The organism is Algibacter lectus, from assembly GCF_900112395.1.
GTDB lineage: Bacteria > Bacteroidota > Bacteroidia > Flavobacteriales > Flavobacteriaceae > Algibacter > Algibacter lectus.
This window is the reverse complement of sequence record NZ_FOLN01000007.1, coordinates 149021-167637: the sequence shown is the minus strand read 5'-3', so window position 1 is coordinate 167637 and position 18617 is coordinate 149021. Positions and strand designations below refer to the sequence as shown.

Below are 18617 nucleotides of genomic sequence, written 5' to 3'. Positions count from 1 at the left end.
AAAAAATTAACATTTAAACGATGAAATGCGCATTTTAACCTTTTCACCTTGTTAAACGCTATTTTTCCTAATGGCTTTGTACCAGCGCTCTGGCACTTTATTATTGCATGCATCTTTGTAATCTTGGTGCATGCAAGGTAATAACGTATGCCTTTTTAATTTATTATTAACTTCTGACAAAAAAGGTATTTCAATCCACCATCTTCCTGTCTTATTACTCTTATAAAAAACTAATTCTTCCGATTCTACCAAAGTAATGAATTTTTGGTAAGTATATTCATCTGAAAAATCATCATCTTTAATTCTATAATTTACACCTTCTATAAAATACCACAGCATTTGTGATACTAACATAGATGTTATTTCATCATCACTAGAAGGTTTGTATTCGTAAATACCAAAAGACGACACCTTATTACTTATACCTGCATATCTAGCTATGGCGCAAATTTCTTTACCGTTTAGACCGTTGGGAGATACTTTTTGATTTAAACTTACTTCAGAGCTTTTTACCGACCCCAAATCGATACTTACAATATTAGCATCTCTTAATACAGGTTCTACTATTGTAATATCATGAGATACTTGCCCAAGTCTATAAGACTCAAAATACAAACTATCCATCAAATCTATTTCTTCTTGCGAATTAAAATATGTTTGATAGCCTACTGTAGCGTAATTAAAAAGGTTATAGGGTTGATCTAAAATAATTTTACCTACAAAACTATTGTTCTTAATAGGTTTAGTTGAATCGCCTAAATCGAATTTGCTATCAACATTTACTATATTCACCATGGGCGCAAAACTATCATAAGCACGATAGTTTGCATAAGTAAGATCTTGCGATCCACCCAAAATCACGGGAATTACATTTTGCTTAATTAGAGTATTTACAACTTCTTTTAAAGCAAAATACGTATCATCTACACTTTCGCCTTTTTCAATATCACCTAAATCGGCAACACTAATACTCCAGCTACCAGGGAAGAGGCTATAAAATCCTTTTCGAATCTCATCTAAGCAAAACTCTTCACCTATATAATTAATATCATTTCTATTTTCTAAAACACCAACTATAGCAATTTGAACACCATCTAAATCTGGAATGCCCTGCTGCGCTGAGTGAATTTTTATTTTTCGACCTAAAGCCTGAGCTGAAAGCAACTCATTATGAGCCAATACAAAATCTGAAACAGGAGACAGAAAGTTAAAATCCATTAAAGTGTACTAAATTATGCTGTTTTGCGTTACACAAATATCAATAAAAAAAGAAAACTAACACTATAAATGTAAAAATTTATATCACAAATAAACGTATTAAAATTTTCTTTTTTTTATAAAATTATTTCTTTTTCGCTGTTGTTTTTTTAGTTGTCGTTTTTTTCGCTGCGGCTTTTTTAGGCGCTGCTTTTTTTCTTGCTTTTTTCTTCGGGGTTTTAGCTTCAATTAATTTTGCAGCCTCTTCCAAGGTCATCTCTGTAACATCAACCGTTTTAGCTAACTCTACTTTAATTTTACCTTTTATAACATTGTGACGGCCCCAACGTGCTTTTTCTACACGAATACCTTCTTCTTCCCAATTATGAATAACCTTGTCGATTTCTTTCTGAATCTTAACTTCAATAAGTTCTACAATTTCATCATCGGTTAAATTATCCCAATCGTATTTTTTATTCACATTAATAAACAAATTGTTCCATTTTATATATGGTCCAAAACGTCCTTTACCCTTTTGTACAGGTAAATCTTTATACATATAAATTGGCGCATCGGCTTTTTGTTTTTCTTTAATTAAAACAATAGCATCATCGAGCTCTACACTTAATGGGTCTGTTCCTTTTGGAAGCGATACATAAGCATCACCAAACTTTACATAAGGTCCAAAACGTCCGTTATTAACAACAACCTCTTCATCTTCAAAATTCCCTAAATTTTTAGGAAGTTGAAATAAATCCATCGCCTCTTCGAAGGTAATAGAATTTAATTGTTGATCTGGACTTAAACTTGCAAACTGAGGTTTCTCTTCATCATCAACCGTTCCTATTTGAACCATTGGCCCGAACTTCCCTAAACGCACACTTACACGTTTGCCTGTTTTAGGATCTTCACCTAAAATACGTTCACCAGATTCCCTATCGGCATTTTCCTTTACATCTTCTACTATCGGGTGAAAATTATCGTAAAATGATCGCATCATTTTCTTCCAATCTTCTTTACCTTCAGCAATTTCATCAAAATCGGCTTCTACTTTTGCTGTAAAACTGTAATCTAATATAGACTCAAAGTGATTCACTAAAAAGTCCGTTACAATCATTCCAATATCTGTTGGAACTAACTTCCCTTTATCTGACCCCACTTTCTCTGATAAAGTCACATCGTTTACCGTACCATCTTGAAGTTTTAATTGAGAATAATTTCTTTCCTCACCATCTATAGTACCTTTTTCAACATAATTCCTGTTCTGAATTGTTGAAATTGTTGGCGCATATGTAGACGGACGGCCAATACCTAATTCTTCTAACTTTTTAACTAAAGATGCCTCAGTATATCTAGCTGGCGGACGCGTATAACGCTCGGTTGCTGTAATATAACTATTAAGTAATGTTTCATTAGTTTTCATAGCTGGTAACATACCATCTTGTTCATCTAAATCCTCATCATCAGTACCTTCTAAATATACTTTTAAGAAACCATCAAAAGTAATAACCTCTCCGTTTGCTGTAAAAGTTTCTTTATGTGTTGATGCACTAATTTTTACATTGGTACGCTCTAATTCTGCTTCACTCATTTGTGATGCAATAGAACGCTTCCAAATTAAATCGTATAAACGGGCTTGATCATAATCAATATCTACTGAATGTACAGCGAAATTGGTTGGACGAATCGCTTCGTGAGCTTCTTGAGCCCCTTTCGCTTTTCCTTTATAATTTCTAGACTTACTGTATTTATCACCGTAAGCATTCCTAATTTCTGCCTCTGCTCCTTTTTTAGCTTCATCGGAAAGATTAACACTATCCGTTCTCATATAAGTAATTAAACCGGCTTCGTAGAGGCGTTGCGCCATCGTCATGGTTTTACTTACCGAGAAATATAATTTTCTAGAAGCTTCCTGTTGCAACGTCGATGTTGTAAACGGTGCTGCTGGAGATTTCTTAGCTGGTTTCTGTTGTAAATCGGCTACTTTAAAATCGGCCTGAGCATTTTTCTCTAAAAACTTTTGCGCTTCTTCTTTAGTTGAAAAGTTCTTCGGAAGTTTTGCTTTAAAGCTTTGCCCATCTTCATTAGAAAACTCTGCATCTATTCTATATGATGCTACAGGACTAAAACCTTGTATATCTCTTTCCTTTTCAACAATTAATCGAACTGAAACAGATTGTACACGGCCGGCAGACAAACCACCTTTTACCTTTCTCCATAATACTGGAGACAGCTCGTAACCAACAATTCTATCTAATACACGTCGTGCTTGTTGCGCATCGACTAAATCGTAATCTATTCCACGTGGATTCTCAATCGCTTTTAAAATAGCAGATTTTGTAATTTCGTGAAAAACAATACGTTTGGTTTTCTCTTTATCTAATTTCAATGTTTCGGCTAAGTGCCATGCAATAGCCTCTCCCTCGCGATCCTCATCACTTGCTAGCCAAACCATTTCGGCTTTCTTAGCTAAGTCTTTCAGTTTTTTTACAACTGCTTTCTTATCTGTGGATACTTCGTATTTGGGATTAAAATCACCCTCAACATCAACCCCTAATTCCTTGGATGGTAAATCGGAAATATGTCCGAAACTAGATTCTACTTTAAAATCTTTTCCTAGAAATTTTTCAATGGTTTTTGCTTTTGCAGGTGACTCTACTATTACTAAATTCTTCGCCATAAATCATTTTTTGATCCTACAAATGTATATCAAAAAAAGTTTATCTGCCTAATTTTACGTACTATCTGTATAATTTTTACATAAAAAACCCTGCTTTTAATAGTAAAAAGCAGGGTTTTATTTTTTTATCACTAAAATAACCTTTCAATATATTTTGAAAAGCTCTTATTTCAAAACACCTTTATATAGGTCTCTTATTTTTCTATTCTACAGCCGTACCTATTTCTTCTATAGCATCTGTGGTTTCATTAAACCCTACTACTTTTTTATAAATTAAATACGCAGGGTGCCATAAAAAGGCTTGCAAAAACAAAGATCCTAATCCACACGTAATCATAGATATTACAAATACACAAAGGTAACTAACAAGAAATAAAGCTATAGTAATACCCCATTTTTTTGTTCCTAGTTTAAAACTAGCTTTTACAACATCGCCAGTACCAAACTCTGGATTAAAGGCAAAAACCAGCATAAAATAAGAAACCGGAACCATAGTGTATATTAATGGCAAGTAACATAACAATGCCGATGGAATAACAATACCTATAGAAACAAGCATTAACACAAAGGCTTTGCTTAAATATTTACCTTTTACAAAATGAAAAAAATCGGTTGTATTAACTACTTCATTATAATCCATTCTTTTAATTATTCTGAAAAAAGAAGCTTGTAACGTTAATGAAATAGTACCAAGAACAAATATCCCTATAACTACAAACAGAATATACAACACAGACATACCGCCCAAAAATGTACTTAATGCTTCTTGATCGTTATATCCGCTTTCCTGTTGCGCAACCATTAAACCAATTAAAGGCACGTACAACACTATAATAAGAGGTAACATAACAACCATAGTAAAAATTTGAAGCAAGAAACCTTGCACCCAAGTCTTTTTATATAACTCAATGGCTTCACTAAAAATAGAGCCAAAATCGAGTTGCTTTGCATTATTAATTTTTTCTAATAGACTAGTAATTGTGTTCATATTTTAAAGTTAGGGGTTAAGTTATTTAAAGACGTAAAAGTAATTTAATTTCTTAAAACAAAAAATTTTGTTAAATAAACCCAAATCGTAACCCCTAAATTATAAATCCAAGGATGCGCAAACCACTTCTAACAGCACTAAAAACCTGATTTATAAAACATTCTTTTAACTAAATAGAACACCATAAAACCTATAAATAGACTCAAAAAATAAAACTGCCACTTTGTCACAAAACACAAATTAATTGTATCTTTGCATACTTATTGAACAATACCAGTTTCTAGCAAACTATGGAAAAAATTATAGACGAAAATAAACAAGGCCAATCTTTAACTCTTGAACAAAAAGAAGGCAATACACGCAAACTTTTTATTGAAAGCTACGGCTGCTCAATGAATTTTAGCGATAGTGAAATTGTTGCTTCTATCATGAAGGATCAGGGTTTTAATACCACACAAAACTTAGAAGAAGCCGATTTAGTTTTAGTAAACACCTGCTCTATTCGTGATAAAGCCGAGCAAACCGTACGTAAACGATTAGAAAAATATAACGCCGTAAAGCGCGACCTAAATCCAAAAATGAAAGTTGGTGTTTTAGGCTGTATGGCTGAACGCTTAAAAACAAAATTTCTTGAAGAAGAAAAAATTGTAGATTTGGTTGTTGGTCCTGATGCATACAAAGATTTACCAAACCTTTTAGCTGAAGTTGATGAAGGTAGAGACGCTATAAACGTTATTCTTTCTAAAGAAGAAACTTATGGAGATATTTCTCCAGTGCGTTTAAATTCTAATGGAGTTACCGCTTTTGTTTCTATAACTCGTGGTTGCGATAACATGTGTACGTTTTGCGTGGTGCCTTTTACAAGAGGCCGTGAACGTAGTCGTGATCCACAAAGTATTTTAGAAGAAATAAACGATTTATGGAGTCGTGGTTTTAAAGAAATCACTTTACTTGGCCAAAACGTAGACAGTTACCTTTGGTATGGTGGTGGACTTAAAAAAGACTTTGTAAAAGCTACAGATATGGAAAAAGCTACCGCTGTAGATTTTGCTAAATTACTAGAGCTTTGCGCTAAAGAACAACCAAAAATGCGTATTCGTTTTTCTACATCCAACCCGCAAGATTTAACTTTAGATGTGGTTGAAACCATGGCTAAGTTCAATAATATTTGTAATCATATCCATTTACCTGTGCAAAGCGGAAGTAACCGTATTTTAAAGGAAATGAATCGTTTACACACACGCGAAGAGTATTTTGAATTAATTGACAACATCCGTCGTATTATTCCAAAATGCACCATTAGCCACGATATGATTGTTGGTTTTCCTACAGAAACTGAAGAAGATTTTCAAGACACAGTTTCTTTAATGGAATACGTAAAATATAATTTTGGATACATGTTTACATATTCTGAACGCCCTGGCACCATGGCCGGAAGAAATATGGAAGACGATGTGCCTGAACCTGTTAAAAAACGTCGTTTACAAGATATTGTAGATTTACAACGCCAACATAGCGAATTTAGAACTAAAGAATTCTTAGATACAGAAGTAGAGGTTTTAATCGAAAAAGAATCAAAAAAATCTACCGAACAATGGTCGGGTCGCACCTCACAAAACATTGTGTGTGTATTCCCTAAAGGAGATTTTAAAATTGGTGATTTGGTAAAAGTTAAAGTTAACAACTGCACAAGCGCCACGTTAATTGGAGAAGGCATAGCATTATCAATGAATAATTAATATTTATTTGAAATTAAAACCAAGCATTTATCATTATTCACTTTTAATTTTTAATTAAGCATTATGGAATCAATCCAAGCAATTAAACAACGATTTGGTATTATTGGCAATACACCAACACTAAACCGTGCTATAGAAAAAGCCATTCAGGTTGCTCCTACCGATATTTCGGTTTTAGTAACCGGAGAAAGTGGTGTTGGAAAAGAAAGTATTCCTAAAATAATACATCAATTATCACATAGAAAACACAATAAATATATTGCCGTAAACTGTGGTGCCATACCAGAAGGCACAATAGACTCGGAGCTATTCGGACACGAAAAAGGTGCTTTTACAGGAGCAACACAAACCCGTGAAGGCTACTTTGAAGTTGCCGATGGCGGAACCATTTTTTTAGATGAAGTTGGCGAGTTACCACTTACAACTCAAGTTAGACTTTTACGTGTTTTAGAAAATGGTGAATTTTTAAAAGTAGGCTCCAGTAAAGTTCAAAAAACCAATGTGCGTATTGTCGCGGCAACAAACGTTAACATGTTTGAAGCTATTGAAAAAGAAAAATTTAGAGAAGATTTATACTATCGTTTAAGTACTGTGGATATTAATTTACCTCCACTTCGCGAACGCCAAGACGATATTCATTTATTATTCAGAAAATTTGCCAGCGATTTTGCTTTAAAATACAAAATGCCGACTGTAAAGCTCACAGATTCGGCAGTGCAAGTTCTTACAAAACACCGATGGAATGGTAATATTAGGCAGTTACGTAACATTGCAGAACAAGTGTCTGTTTTAGAACAAAACCGTACTATTAGCGCCGAAACTTTAAACGGTTATTTACCTGCTTCAGCAACCAATTTACCAGCAGTAATTAAAACATCGAAATCTAAAAGTGATTTTAGTAGCGAACGCGAAATTCTATACAAAGTTCTTTTTGATATGAAAAGTGACTTGAGCGATTTAAAGAAACTCACCATGGAACTCATGAAAAATGGTAACACCAAAGATGTTGAGAAGAAAAACGAAAGCTTAATTCAGAAAATTTACGGTGACGATGATGACGATATTCATGATTTTGAAGAAAGCGTAACCAATACCGAGTTACTCTCTATTCCAGAACATACTTCAAAAATTGAAGAGCCTATAAGCACACAAGATAAGTATCACTTTGCAGAAGAAATTGAAGAGGAAGAGACCTTATCTATTCATGATAAAGAATTAGAATTAATTAAAAAATCATTAGAACGTCACAGCGGAAAACGTAAATTAGCAGCCGCAGAACTTGGCATTAGCGAACGTACATTATACCGTAAAATTAAACAATACGATCTATAAAAACACGTTAACCTAATACACAAGCCTCTATAAAACAGACACGTATTTAAGAAAACAAAATGAAGCACGCAAAATACATTATTGCAATATTAACCATCGCAACCCTTACAAGTTGTGGTATTTACTCTTTTACAGGGACATCTATTTCTTCTGATATAAAAACTTACCAAGTAAATCGATTTGAAAACAATGCCCTTTTAGTAGAGCCAGGTTTAGAGCGAGATTTTAAATTAGCTTTAGAAGATTTAATTCAGAATCAAACCAACTTAAGTCTTGTACCATCTAATGGAGATTTAGTTTACGAAGGCGAAATTACAGGATACCGTGTTTCACCAACAACAGCTACATCAGAAAATGTTGCAGCTCAAAACAGATTAACAATAAGTGTTAAGCTTAGGTTTTTCAACAGAAAAAAAGAAGAGGACGATTTAGAACAAAGTTTCTCTTTTTTCTATGATTACGATGGAACAGCACAACTTATTGGAACCACAAAAACAACAGCACACGAAGAAATTTTTGAGCGTTTAACTCAAGATATTTTCAATGCTACGTTAGCCAAGTGGTAATAAAACCAAGCGTTAATAATCATTTTTAGATTAATATTAAAAATTTGGCTTAGCCAATGAATCGAACCGATTTCACATATCTACTACAAAACCCGCATGCTATAACGCATGAACAAACCGAGGCTATAAAATCTATTTTAGATCAATATCCTTATTTTCAATCGGCACGCGCTATTCATTTAAAAGGATTAAAAGATCAAAGTAGTTTAGATTATAATCAAGCCTTAAAAACTACAGCTGCCTACACCACAGACCGCAGTATTTTATTCGATTTTATTACTTCAGAACATTTTATTCAGAATGAAATTTCACAATACATCAAAAAAAACATTTCACCTATAAATGATATAGAAATTGATGTTGAAGATATCACAGTTTACAAAAAAGTAACTATTGATGATACTTTAAAACAACAAATACAAGATACTACAGGCGTTTTAGACCCATCGTTATTTGAACCTAAAGAATTTCGTCCGAAAAAAGAAATTACTCTTAACGAAACTCCTTCTGAGCATATTGAAACTTCAACCGAAGAAGTTGATCAACCCGAAAAAAATACTCCAGAGGCTATATTAAATTTAGGGACACCACTTCCTTTTGATAAAAAAGAATCGCATTCCTTCAACCAATGGTTAAAACTTACACAATTTAAGCCTATTGAGCGCGAACCTGAAGTTTTAAAAAAACCGACTAAAAAGAAATCGGAAAAAGCATTAAAAAAGGAGAAAAAATTCGATTTAATTGATAAATTCATCATTAAAAACCCAAAAATAAACCCTACAAAGCCACTTTCGCTAAAAGGAAATTTAGCAAAAGCACAAATGATACAACCGGAAGCCTTGATGACAGAGACTTTAGCACGTATTTATGTAGAACAAAAAAATTATTCGAAGGCCATTCAATCTTATAAAATTTTAAGTTTGAAATATCCAGAAAAAAGTGGTTTCTTTGCAAACCAAATTGAGGCAGTAAAACAATTACAAGAACAAAATAACAAGAAATAATGAGTACGTTTACAATATTTTTAGCATTAATAGTTGTGGTAGCATTTTTACTAATTGTAGTAATTATGGTGCAAAACCCTAAGGGTGGTGGATTATCTTCTTCATTTGGAGGTGGTGGCACACAGCAATTAGGCGGTGTAAAAAAGACAACCGATTTTTTAGACAAGAGCACATGGTACTTAGCTACATTTTTGCTAATATTAATTTTAGCTTCAAACATTGCTATTAACAGAGGAGATTCTACTTTAGAATCTAAAGCTTTAGATACTGATGCACCAAGCACTCAGCCTTTACAAACTCCTGCTAATACAGCAACCGACGCTGCTACAATAAAAGATAGTGTGAACTAAGATTCTCAAAAACATATTAGATTTAAAAATGCCAACTTATACAGTTGGCATTTTTTATTTCTGCAAGTTTGTCAGTCTATTGCTCTTGGCATATTTTTAGCGTACTATTAAAGCGTTAATCATAATTTAATTAATTAAAAATAATATAAAAATGAGCTTAAACATTAAACCATTAGCAGACCGCGTTCTTATTGAGCCTGCTGCCGCTGAAACTAAAACAGCATCAGGAATTATTATTCCAGATAACGCCAAAGAAAAACCACAAAAAGGAACTGTTGTTGCCGCAGGAAAAGGTACCAAAGATGAGCCTATTACTGTAAAAGTTGGTGACACTGTTTTATATGGTAAATATGCTGGCACAGAATTAAAATTAGAAGGTACAGATTATTTAATTATGCGTGAGAGCGATATTCTTGCAATTATTTAACAAGTACTTTTTTTTATTTTCCGCGAAAGCGGAAACCTCATCAATTTAAACTAGATTTTCATTAAATAGATTTTCTCCTTAGTGAGAATAAAAAAATTAAGCATATTATGGCAAAAGATATAAAATTTGATATTGAAGCACGCGACGGATTAAAACGTGGTGTTGATGCATTAGCAAACGCAGTAAAAGTAACGTTAGGCCCAAAAGGACGTAACGTAATTATTAGTAAAAGTTTTGGAGCACCACAAGTAACTAAAGATGGTGTATCTGTAGCTAAAGAAATTGAATTAGAAAACGCACTAGAAAATATGGGTGCGCAAATGGTTAAAGAAGTTGCTTCTAAAACTAACGATTTAGCTGGTGATGGTACTACAACTGCAACTGTATTGGCTCAAGCTATCGTAAAAGAAGGCTTAAAAAACGTAGCTGCAGGTGCTAACCCAATGGATTTAAAACGTGGTATTGACAAAGCTGTTGATGCTATTGTTGCAGACCTTGAAAAACAAGCTAAAAAAGTAGGTAACTCATCAGAAATGATTAAACAAGTTGCTGCTATTTCTGCTAACAATGATGATACTATTGGCGAATTAATCGCTACGGCTTTTGGTAAAGTTGGTAAAGAAGGTGTTATTACTGTTGAAGAAGCTAAAGGCATGGAAACTTATGTTGACGTTGTTGAAGGTATGCAGTTTGATAGAGGTTACCTTTCTCCTTACTTTGTAACTGATGCTGATAAAATGATTGCTGATTTAGAAAATCCATACATTTTATTATTTGACAAAAAGATTTCTAACTTACAAGAAATTCTTCCAATTTTAGAGCCTGTTGCTCAATCTGGTCGTCCATTATTAATTATTGCTGAAGATGTTGACGGACAAGCGTTGGCGACTTTAGTTGTAAACAAATTACGTGGTGGATTAAAAATAGCTGCTGTTAAAGCGCCTGGTTTTGGTGACCGCCGTAAAGCTATGTTAGAAGATATCGCTATCTTAACTGGTGGAACTGTAATTTCTGAAGAAAGAGGTTTCACTTTAGAAAATGCAGATTTAACAATGCTTGGTACTGCTGAAACAGTAACAATTGATAAAGACAACACAACTATTGTAAATGGTTCTGGTGATGCTGAATCTATTAAAAATAGAGTAAACCAAATTAAATCTCAAATTGAAACTACAACTTCAGATTACGATAAAGAAAAACTGCAAGAACGTTTAGCTAAATTAGCTGGTGGTGTTGCTGTTCTTTATGTTGGTGCTGCAAGTGAAGTTGAAATGAAAGAGAAAAAAGACCGTGTTGATGATGCATTACACGCAACTAGAGCAGCCGTAGAAGAAGGTATTGTTGCTGGTGGTGGTGTTGCATTAGTAAGAGCTAAATCTGTTTTAGAGAAGCTTACAACAGAAAACTTAGATGAAACAACTGGTGTGCAAATTGTAGCTCGTGCTATTGAGGCGCCTTTACGTACTATTGTTGAAAATGCAGGTGGTGAAGGTAGTGTTGTTATCGCTAAAGTTTTAGAAGGTAAAAAAGATTTTGGTTTCGATGCCAAAACAGATCAATATGTTGATATGCTTAAAGCAGGTATTATCGATCCTAAAAAAGTAACACGTGTAGCATTAGAAAATGCTGCATCTGTTTCTGGAATGATTTTAACTACAGAATGTGCTTTAATTGACATTAAAGAAGATGCAGCTGCAATGCCTCCAATGGGTGGTGGCGGTATGCCAGGCATGATGTAATAACATCACTATATAGTATTAAAAAGGGGTTTTCTAAAATTTTAGAAAACCCCTTTTTTTTATTTAATCTATTTATATCTCTATAAAACAAAGCGTTCTTTATAGATACTAATCAATATTTAAATTTTCAAACAAGTAAAACTACTGTTGTATATAAAAACAAAAACTCCAAGTATAGCACTTGGAGTTTTTTCCTTTTAAAAAAAAATAACAATAATATTAAGCTAATAATATAATCTTCCCATGTATTACTGCGACACAAAGTTGTCAGGAATACTTAATGGTAAATACCAGTTTTCTGAATTTAATAATTTTTGACCTACAGTTGCTGCTGCTCCACTTTCTCCTGCAGTTACAAACTTATTTGCAACAGCATTAGCTAATATTGTTGGATCGTTACTTCTACGTGAAAAACGAACTAAATCTTCCCATCTGTTTCCTTCAAAAGCCAACTCTAAAGCGGCCTCATTAAGAATTAACGCACCTACTTGCTCGATAGCACTAGCACTTGTTACATCGATATCTAAACCTACCGGAGCCATACCTACACGACCACGAACCCCTAAGTATCCAGAAATTGGCTCATCACTAGAATTAGTTGCGTAATAGGTGTTTATATCAAAATTTAAATAAGCTTCCCCGTTTTCAAAAATAGGAGCATCAACAGGGGCTACATCAGGATTATTAAAAATACCATTTAAAATCGCTAAAGCCTGTTCTGGATGTCCTGCGTAATTAATAGCCTCTGCATATCTTAAATATACTTTAGCTGCTCTATTCCATGTAAAATAATCGTATTGATATTTTTTAATTGGAAGTAAATCACTAAAAGCATCAACTGAGCTACTAACTCTTGTATCTATTCCTTCGATCTTTGGCTCACCTTCAAACCCTACAGATTGATCTGCCCAATTATATATAATTGATAATGACGCCGATAATTGATCTGTCACTACCGTAAAGCTATTGTTAGGCTGTCTATATTGTTCACTAAAACCAACATAATTGATAACCTCACTAGTTCTAACGGTTTCTCCGAATATGTTTAACCAACGGCTTACCCAACTGTAAGATTCCCCCGATTTTGTAACTGTTACCGAATTAGATCCAGATAAGTATAAAACACCTTGTAAAGCCTCTTTATCTAAAAATGCTTTATATCTCGTTGCTGCTAGCGTATTGTTTCCTTTCCATAAATGTAAGTCACCCAAAAGAATATCTTGATCAGGAATCATGTCAAAAATTGAAAACCCTAAAGAGCCTGCATATTTAGTTACATTCTCTACACCTTCAACCTCAGCTAGATTAGAAATTAATTGATCCAAAGCTTGATCTACTGATAATAAAGGGTAAGTATCATCCAGTTCATCACTCGTTCTAATTGGTTTTGTAATGTATGGTAACTTTCCGTAATTAATTAGAATTTGCATTTGCGCCCATGTTCTAATTCTTAAAATAGAAGCATAATCATCTAATAATTGATTTTCGTAAGCATCCGTATCAATACCTTCTAAAGCAAAATTACAGTTATTGATAATAGAAAACATAGTCGTTAAATCTGCATAACTATTATCTTCACTTATGTTGTGATTGTTAACTTCTTGAAGCTCATCAATAGAGTTTGCGTTTACATTTACTAAATCTGCACGTAACTCGCCTAGCACTACATATTGCCCTACAACGCCTTGCAATTGAGAAAGCACTCCAAACAATGCCGATCTAGCATCTATTTGATCGTCGCCAAGGTAATCCTCGGCAAGCAATACTTCTTCAGGTTCTACTTCTAACAAACTCTCGCAAGAGGTTAAAAGCGTTAATCCGAAAAGTATGCTGAACGTAATATTTCTATATTGTTTCATTTATATCTATTTTTTTATTTTGAATCTATTATACAAAAATTATAGTCCTACTCTAACTCCAACTAAAACTGAAGTGTATTGTGGTGTTAAACCTGCATCGATACCTTGTAAATAACTTGTTTGAGACGAGCTTACTTCTGGATCGAACCCTAAATAATCTGTAATTGTAAATAAGTTATTTGCTGTAAGGAAAACTGTTGCATTAAAAAAGTCTGGACTATAAGATAATGACAAGGTTTTTAAACGAATGTAAGACCCATCTTCTATCCAACGGTCTGAAAACCTTGAATTACCAACAGCATCACCATAAACCGCACGAGGTATATTTGTGCTTTGGTTTGCTACGGTCCAACGGTTTGCTACCGCTTCACTTTGGTTAGCTAAACCAGACATAGATTCTGTTTGCCAGCGTTGTGCATTGTAAACATCGTTTCCTTGACTGAATGAAAATATAGCCGATAAGGATACATTTTTATATGTAAATGTATTGTAAACCATACCTGTAAAATCCGGATTAGGATTACCAATTACTACACGATCGTCTTCATTAATCACGTTATCAGAAGCATCACTGTTAACAAAGCGAACATCACCTGCTGCAAATGGTTGTTCGAACCCTGCAAAATCTACCCAGTTTAAACCTTCGCTTGAAGCTTCTGTAGCATTGTTATAAATACCATCTGTTTTGTAACCGTAAAATAAACCTAACGCACTACCTTCTTTATTAATGATTGTGGCGTTTACACCAGCGATTTCATATATCTGTTGATCTCCAGGTAATGAGATAATCTTATTTTTATATTGAGAAATATTTCCTCCAACATCCCAAGTAAAGTTATCTGTATTAATAACACGTGCATTAATCCCTAATTCGAAACCTTTATTTTTTAGTTTTCCATCATTAGACAAAAACCCTTCACTACCAAAAACTGGGCTAATACTAGTTTGGTTTAATAAACCATCTGTAACATTGTTAAAATAATCTAAGTTTACAGATACGCGTTCGTTTAACAATCCTAAATCTAAACCTATGTTAGCCTTAGTTGTTTCTTCCCAACGGATAGAACTTTTGGCAATGTTACCATTAATAAGTCCTGTTCCTTCTAAAAATCTAGTAGACACAAAGTAAGATTCTGCATTGTAGTTTCCAATACCATCGTTACCTGTTAAACCATAACTTGCTCTAAGTTTTAATTTATCGATAAGATTATTGTTAGCCATAAAGTTTTCTGAAGAAATTAACCACCCCACTCCTAGACCAGGAAAAATACCGGTAGATTTAGCATCTCCAAAACGAGATGAACTATCGAAAGCTAAGTTGTAACTCACAAAATACTTATTTAAAAACGAATAATCTGCATTAGCATAAAGTGATGCATATTTCCAGTTACCAATATTACCAGAAGTAACAAACGTATCTCTATTACCATTATTAAGTGATGTAAATTGATCGTCTCCAGAGTTACCACTAATAGAGTATGAATTCTCATAATCATTTTGGTTGTAACGTACCCCTAAGTTTATTGAGAAATCGTGAATATTATCAACGTTTAATTTATAATTTAATCGTGTATCGTTATAAACAGAAAATAAACTCTCTACACTTACTTTTGATGTACGATAAAAAGCATCACCAAAATCGTTAGTTTCTTCAGACAATCCTAAATCTGGTAAGAAAACATTTTGTCTGTTTTTAATATAATTAACACCAGATAAAGAACTCAACGTTAATTTATCTGAAATTTTATAACCGAAGTTTAATTGTCCGTAAAGATTATAATCTTTTGCAACAAACGTTGCAACATCTGTAATAACTACAGGGTTACTAAAGCCACCAATATCATCAACATCTTGATAAACATCGGTTACTACACCATCTGCATTCTCTGTATAAGGTGCCAAAAATGGCGATTTATTAAGCGCTGAAAATATTGGAGATGTGCTTAACAAACCATCGTCATACAAACTTCTATCTGTATAACTTACACTTAAGTTTGTAGATAAAGATAATCTATCTGTAATGTTTGTATCGGCATTAAAACGTGTTGTAAAACGCTCGAAATCTGAATTAGAAATTACACCTCCGTTAGTAGAATAACCAACAGATAAACCATATTTAGCAATCTCATCACCACCGGTTACTTTTAAATAGTACTCATTAACATAGTTATCATCGAATACTTGTTTTTGCCAATCGGTAGAATTATGATATTTTTCATAATCTTGAAAAGATGTACTTTCATTAAAATAAGGTAAATTACTTATTTCGCTATTAGTATAAAGTCCCGAATTATTTAATTGGTTAGATAAATACGTTTTGTATTGATCTGCATTCATCATTCTAATATTATCCGGAGAAATATTTAAACCTGCTTGCGCATAGAAATCTATTTTAGTTGTAACATCATCCGTTTTATTAGTTTCAATAAGTATTACTCCATTTGCAGCTCTAGATCCGTAGATTGAAGCCGCATCTTTAATTACTGTAATATTTGCAATATCCTTTGGGTTTATATCTGATAAAGGATCGTAACTATACCCTCTAATAATAGAATTATTATTAAACGTATTTGTTTCAATCATCATACCATCTACAACTATTAAAGGTTGTGTAGAACTGTTTAAAGTATTGTACCCTCTAATAAAGTTATTAGAACCAATACCCGGAATTCCAGAACGCATAATACTCCGCATACCGCTTACTTCGTTACCCGTAATCATATTTGCTGCAGACTCACGTGCTGTAGCAATATTGCCCTCTCTTACAGAAATAGCTCCTACTACAGATGAGTTACTTTTAGCTCTAAGTGGTGTATTTACGTCTGTATAATACGTATTGAAATCCTTTTTATTAATTTTAATTTCAATTTTAGATCTTCCTCTTAAGGCAACCTCTTTATCTTGAAACTCTTGGCTACTTAATATAAGTGTAGCTCTACCATCTGGAACTTTTATCGAGAATGTACCTTTTTCGTCTGTAAGCACAGAGGAAAAATTACCCGCTCGTACATTAACGCCAGCCAAAGGCTCTTTATTAGTAGCGTTAAGGACCGTTCCCGTAACTATTTTATTCGATTTTTCTTGTCCTTGCGATGCAAAAATAATTCCGAAAAATAGAATGAAAAGCAGGGAATATGTATTTTTTATTTTCATCATAATCAGATAATTCATGTTTATTTTTTAGTTAAAATACTTACTCTACTGGCGTTAGTGCTATAAAATCTAGACCAAACTTACGATCGTACAACAGTAGTTCTGGTTCACTCACATCTACAATAACTTTAAGCTTCACAAAGTACTCATTATCAACCTCCTCATTAACAAACACAGGAATATCATAAGTATCACCAATGGTAACAACACCATCTTCAAGGTTACTTACTACTAATGGGCCAATTTCGTTTACAATTACATTTTTATCAGCATCTGTGTAGCTAAACTCAAACCTCAACTTAGTATCTTGAGATGCTCCTACGGGAGTAAATCGTAATTGAATATTATAACTTGCAGATAACACATTACTAAATGCTACTTCAAAATAATTATTACTATTACTCGCATCTGGATTTGCTAATAAGCTTACTGTATTAGTAAATGATCCTGATGCTGTTCTATCAAAATTTTGAACTACTGTAAAGTCTGACAAATCACCTATAGTTCTTCTTTTATTATCTTCTACCTCATATCCAATAATTTTATACATAACATTTTCTGGAGTATAATTTAAATCACTAACTAAAAGCACATTGCCATTACTTAATGCTTCATTACCCGTTATAGAACTAGCGTCTAGCGTTACAAAATTACCAACCGTATTTAAAAGCAACGATCCGTCTAAATCTGCTTGTTCAAAAGCTGGAAATGTTAAGTTGCTAAATATTGTTCTGTCTGTATTACTCTTTACAGAATCTTCAATTGGAAATTTATAATACTCTTTAAAACGATCGTAAATCCCTGTATAAGCATCATCGGTTAAACCTATAAAAGTAAAACGATCTTCTTCAGAACTTAAATCTCCTATTGTTTTAAATTGTGTATTTGATGCGCTAAAAATAGAATCGTAAACCGTTTGGCCTAATGTATTAGTTCCTGTTTTAACACTTTTTGCTTCATCAAAAAGAACTTCGTTATACTGAGAAAAATATTCCATTAAGACCGGAAATTCTTCTACATTGTCATTAAGGAATCCCCAAATATTTGGTTTTACGCTTAACACGCTTGACACCTTATGTAGGATACCGTTTGATGTTAGCAAATCTGCTTCTAACAAATCAACATCACCAAAAGTAACTTGCCCATCTACATTAGAAAACTCTATATATTTATCGTTAAGCATTTTTACAAATACAGGGTTTTCATTTATGGTTGAGCCGTAAGAGAATCTAGAAATATGATTTCCTATTAATTGTGTTAATGCATCTGGATCGTTTAATACATCGGCAGATACCAATGCTAAAGCTTCGTTACTTGGTGCCCATACTGTAAAAGCTTGCGATGAGCTAAGTAACTCTTCAAAACCTGTTTGTTTTACCAGTTCTAAAAAGGTTGAATAGTTAGCATCGGTAGCTAACGTCTCTAAAATACTAGATTCTAACCTTTGATCTTCTTGTCCATAATGGTCGTCCAAGGCATCTTCCTTACAGCTAAATGCTACAAGGATAACAAGAACGGCACATATGCGACCTAGATTAATTATGAAATTATTTTTATTATTCATTATAAGTTCTTTATTATTT

Annotated in this window: 13 protein-coding genes; 7 read left to right on the top strand and 6 right to left on the bottom strand. The window is 33.4% G+C overall.

Annotated elements, in window-relative coordinates:
* Positions 1 to 51: 51 nt before the first annotated feature.
* From BM246_RS13510 to BM246_RS13500, 3 genes are all read right to left on the bottom strand, one after another.
* Entirely contained in the window at positions 52 to 1218 is a 1167-nt protein-coding gene (locus BM246_RS13510) for a formimidoylglutamase (protein WP_074938609.1), read from the bottom strand.
* Between the two features lie 124 nt (positions 1219 to 1342).
* Positions 1343 to 3877, bottom strand: coding sequence for a type I DNA topoisomerase (gene topA / locus BM246_RS13505; protein WP_042506432.1), 2535 nt, complete (start codon positions 3875 to 3877; stop codon positions 1343 to 1345).
* 202 nt (positions 3878 to 4079) lie between these two features.
* The gene (locus BM246_RS13500) at positions 4080 to 4865 is read right to left on the bottom strand and encodes a hypothetical protein (protein WP_042506433.1); all 786 of its coding nucleotides are present in this window, start codon (positions 4863 to 4865) and stop codon (positions 4080 to 4082) included.
* A 290-nt stretch (positions 4866 to 5155) separates the two neighbouring features.
* Between BM246_RS13500 and miaB the strand changes: the two genes are divergently transcribed.
* The 7 genes from miaB to groL all read left to right on the top strand — a co-directional run bounded on the left by miaB (position 5156) and on the right by groL (position 12022).
* Positions 5156 to 6604, top strand: a complete 1449-nt coding sequence (gene miaB, locus BM246_RS13495; RefSeq protein WP_074938606.1) for a tRNA (N6-isopentenyl adenosine(37)-C2)-methylthiotransferase MiaB — start codon at positions 5156 to 5158, stop codon at positions 6602 to 6604.
* Positions 6605 to 6667: 63 nt separating this feature from the next.
* Complete coding sequence (locus BM246_RS13490; RefSeq protein WP_042498031.1) at positions 6668 to 7936, top strand: sigma 54-interacting transcriptional regulator; 1269 nt, start codon at positions 6668 to 6670, stop codon at positions 7934 to 7936.
* A gap of 59 nt (positions 7937 to 7995) precedes the next feature.
* Positions 7996 to 8502, top strand: a complete 507-nt coding sequence (locus tag BM246_RS13485; protein ID WP_042498026.1) for an LptE family protein — start codon at positions 7996 to 7998, stop codon at positions 8500 to 8502.
* A gap of 56 nt (positions 8503 to 8558) precedes the next feature.
* On the top strand, positions 8559 to 9506 hold the full coding sequence (locus BM246_RS13480; protein WP_074938603.1) for a hypothetical protein: 948 nt from the start codon (positions 8559 to 8561) through the stop codon (positions 9504 to 9506).
* Positions 9506 to 9856 (top strand): preprotein translocase subunit SecG, encoded by a 351-nt coding sequence (gene secG / locus BM246_RS13475; RefSeq protein ID WP_042498023.1) that lies wholly within the window; start codon positions 9506 to 9508, stop codon positions 9854 to 9856. Before BM246_RS13480 ends, secG begins: the two co-directional genes overlap by 1 nt.
* Positions 9857 to 10007: 151 nt before the next feature.
* The gene (locus tag BM246_RS13470) at positions 10008 to 10283 is read left to right on the top strand and encodes a co-chaperone GroES (protein ID WP_042498021.1); all 276 of its coding nucleotides are present in this window, start codon (positions 10008 to 10010) and stop codon (positions 10281 to 10283) included.
* Between the two features lie 107 nt (positions 10284 to 10390).
* The gene (groL, locus tag BM246_RS13465; RefSeq protein ID WP_042498019.1) at positions 10391 to 12022 is read left to right on the top strand and encodes a chaperonin GroEL; all 1632 of its coding nucleotides are present in this window, start codon (positions 10391 to 10393) and stop codon (positions 12020 to 12022) included.
* A gap of 248 nt (positions 12023 to 12270) precedes the next feature.
* Here groL and BM246_RS13460 read toward each other — a convergent pair whose 3' ends face one another.
* From BM246_RS13460 to BM246_RS13450, 3 genes are read right to left on the bottom strand one after another with little or no spacing between them, the layout of a single operon-like run.
* Positions 12271 to 13881 carry a RagB/SusD family nutrient uptake outer membrane protein gene (locus BM246_RS13460; protein ID WP_074938601.1) on the bottom strand — a complete coding sequence of 537 codons (1611 nt, stop codon included), beginning with the start codon at positions 13879 to 13881 and terminating at the stop codon, positions 12271 to 12273.
* Positions 13882 to 13920: 39 nt separating this feature from the next.
* Entirely contained in the window at positions 13921 to 17037 is a 3117-nt protein-coding gene (locus tag BM246_RS13455) for a SusC/RagA family TonB-linked outer membrane protein (RefSeq protein WP_175489801.1), read from the bottom strand.
* A gap of 37 nt (positions 17038 to 17074) precedes the next feature.
* Positions 17075 to 18598: a fasciclin domain-containing protein gene (locus BM246_RS13450; protein ID WP_074938596.1), complete on the bottom strand. Its 1524-nt coding sequence runs from the start codon at positions 18596 to 18598 to the stop codon at positions 17075 to 17077.
* Positions 18599 to 18617: the final 19 nt, after the last annotated feature.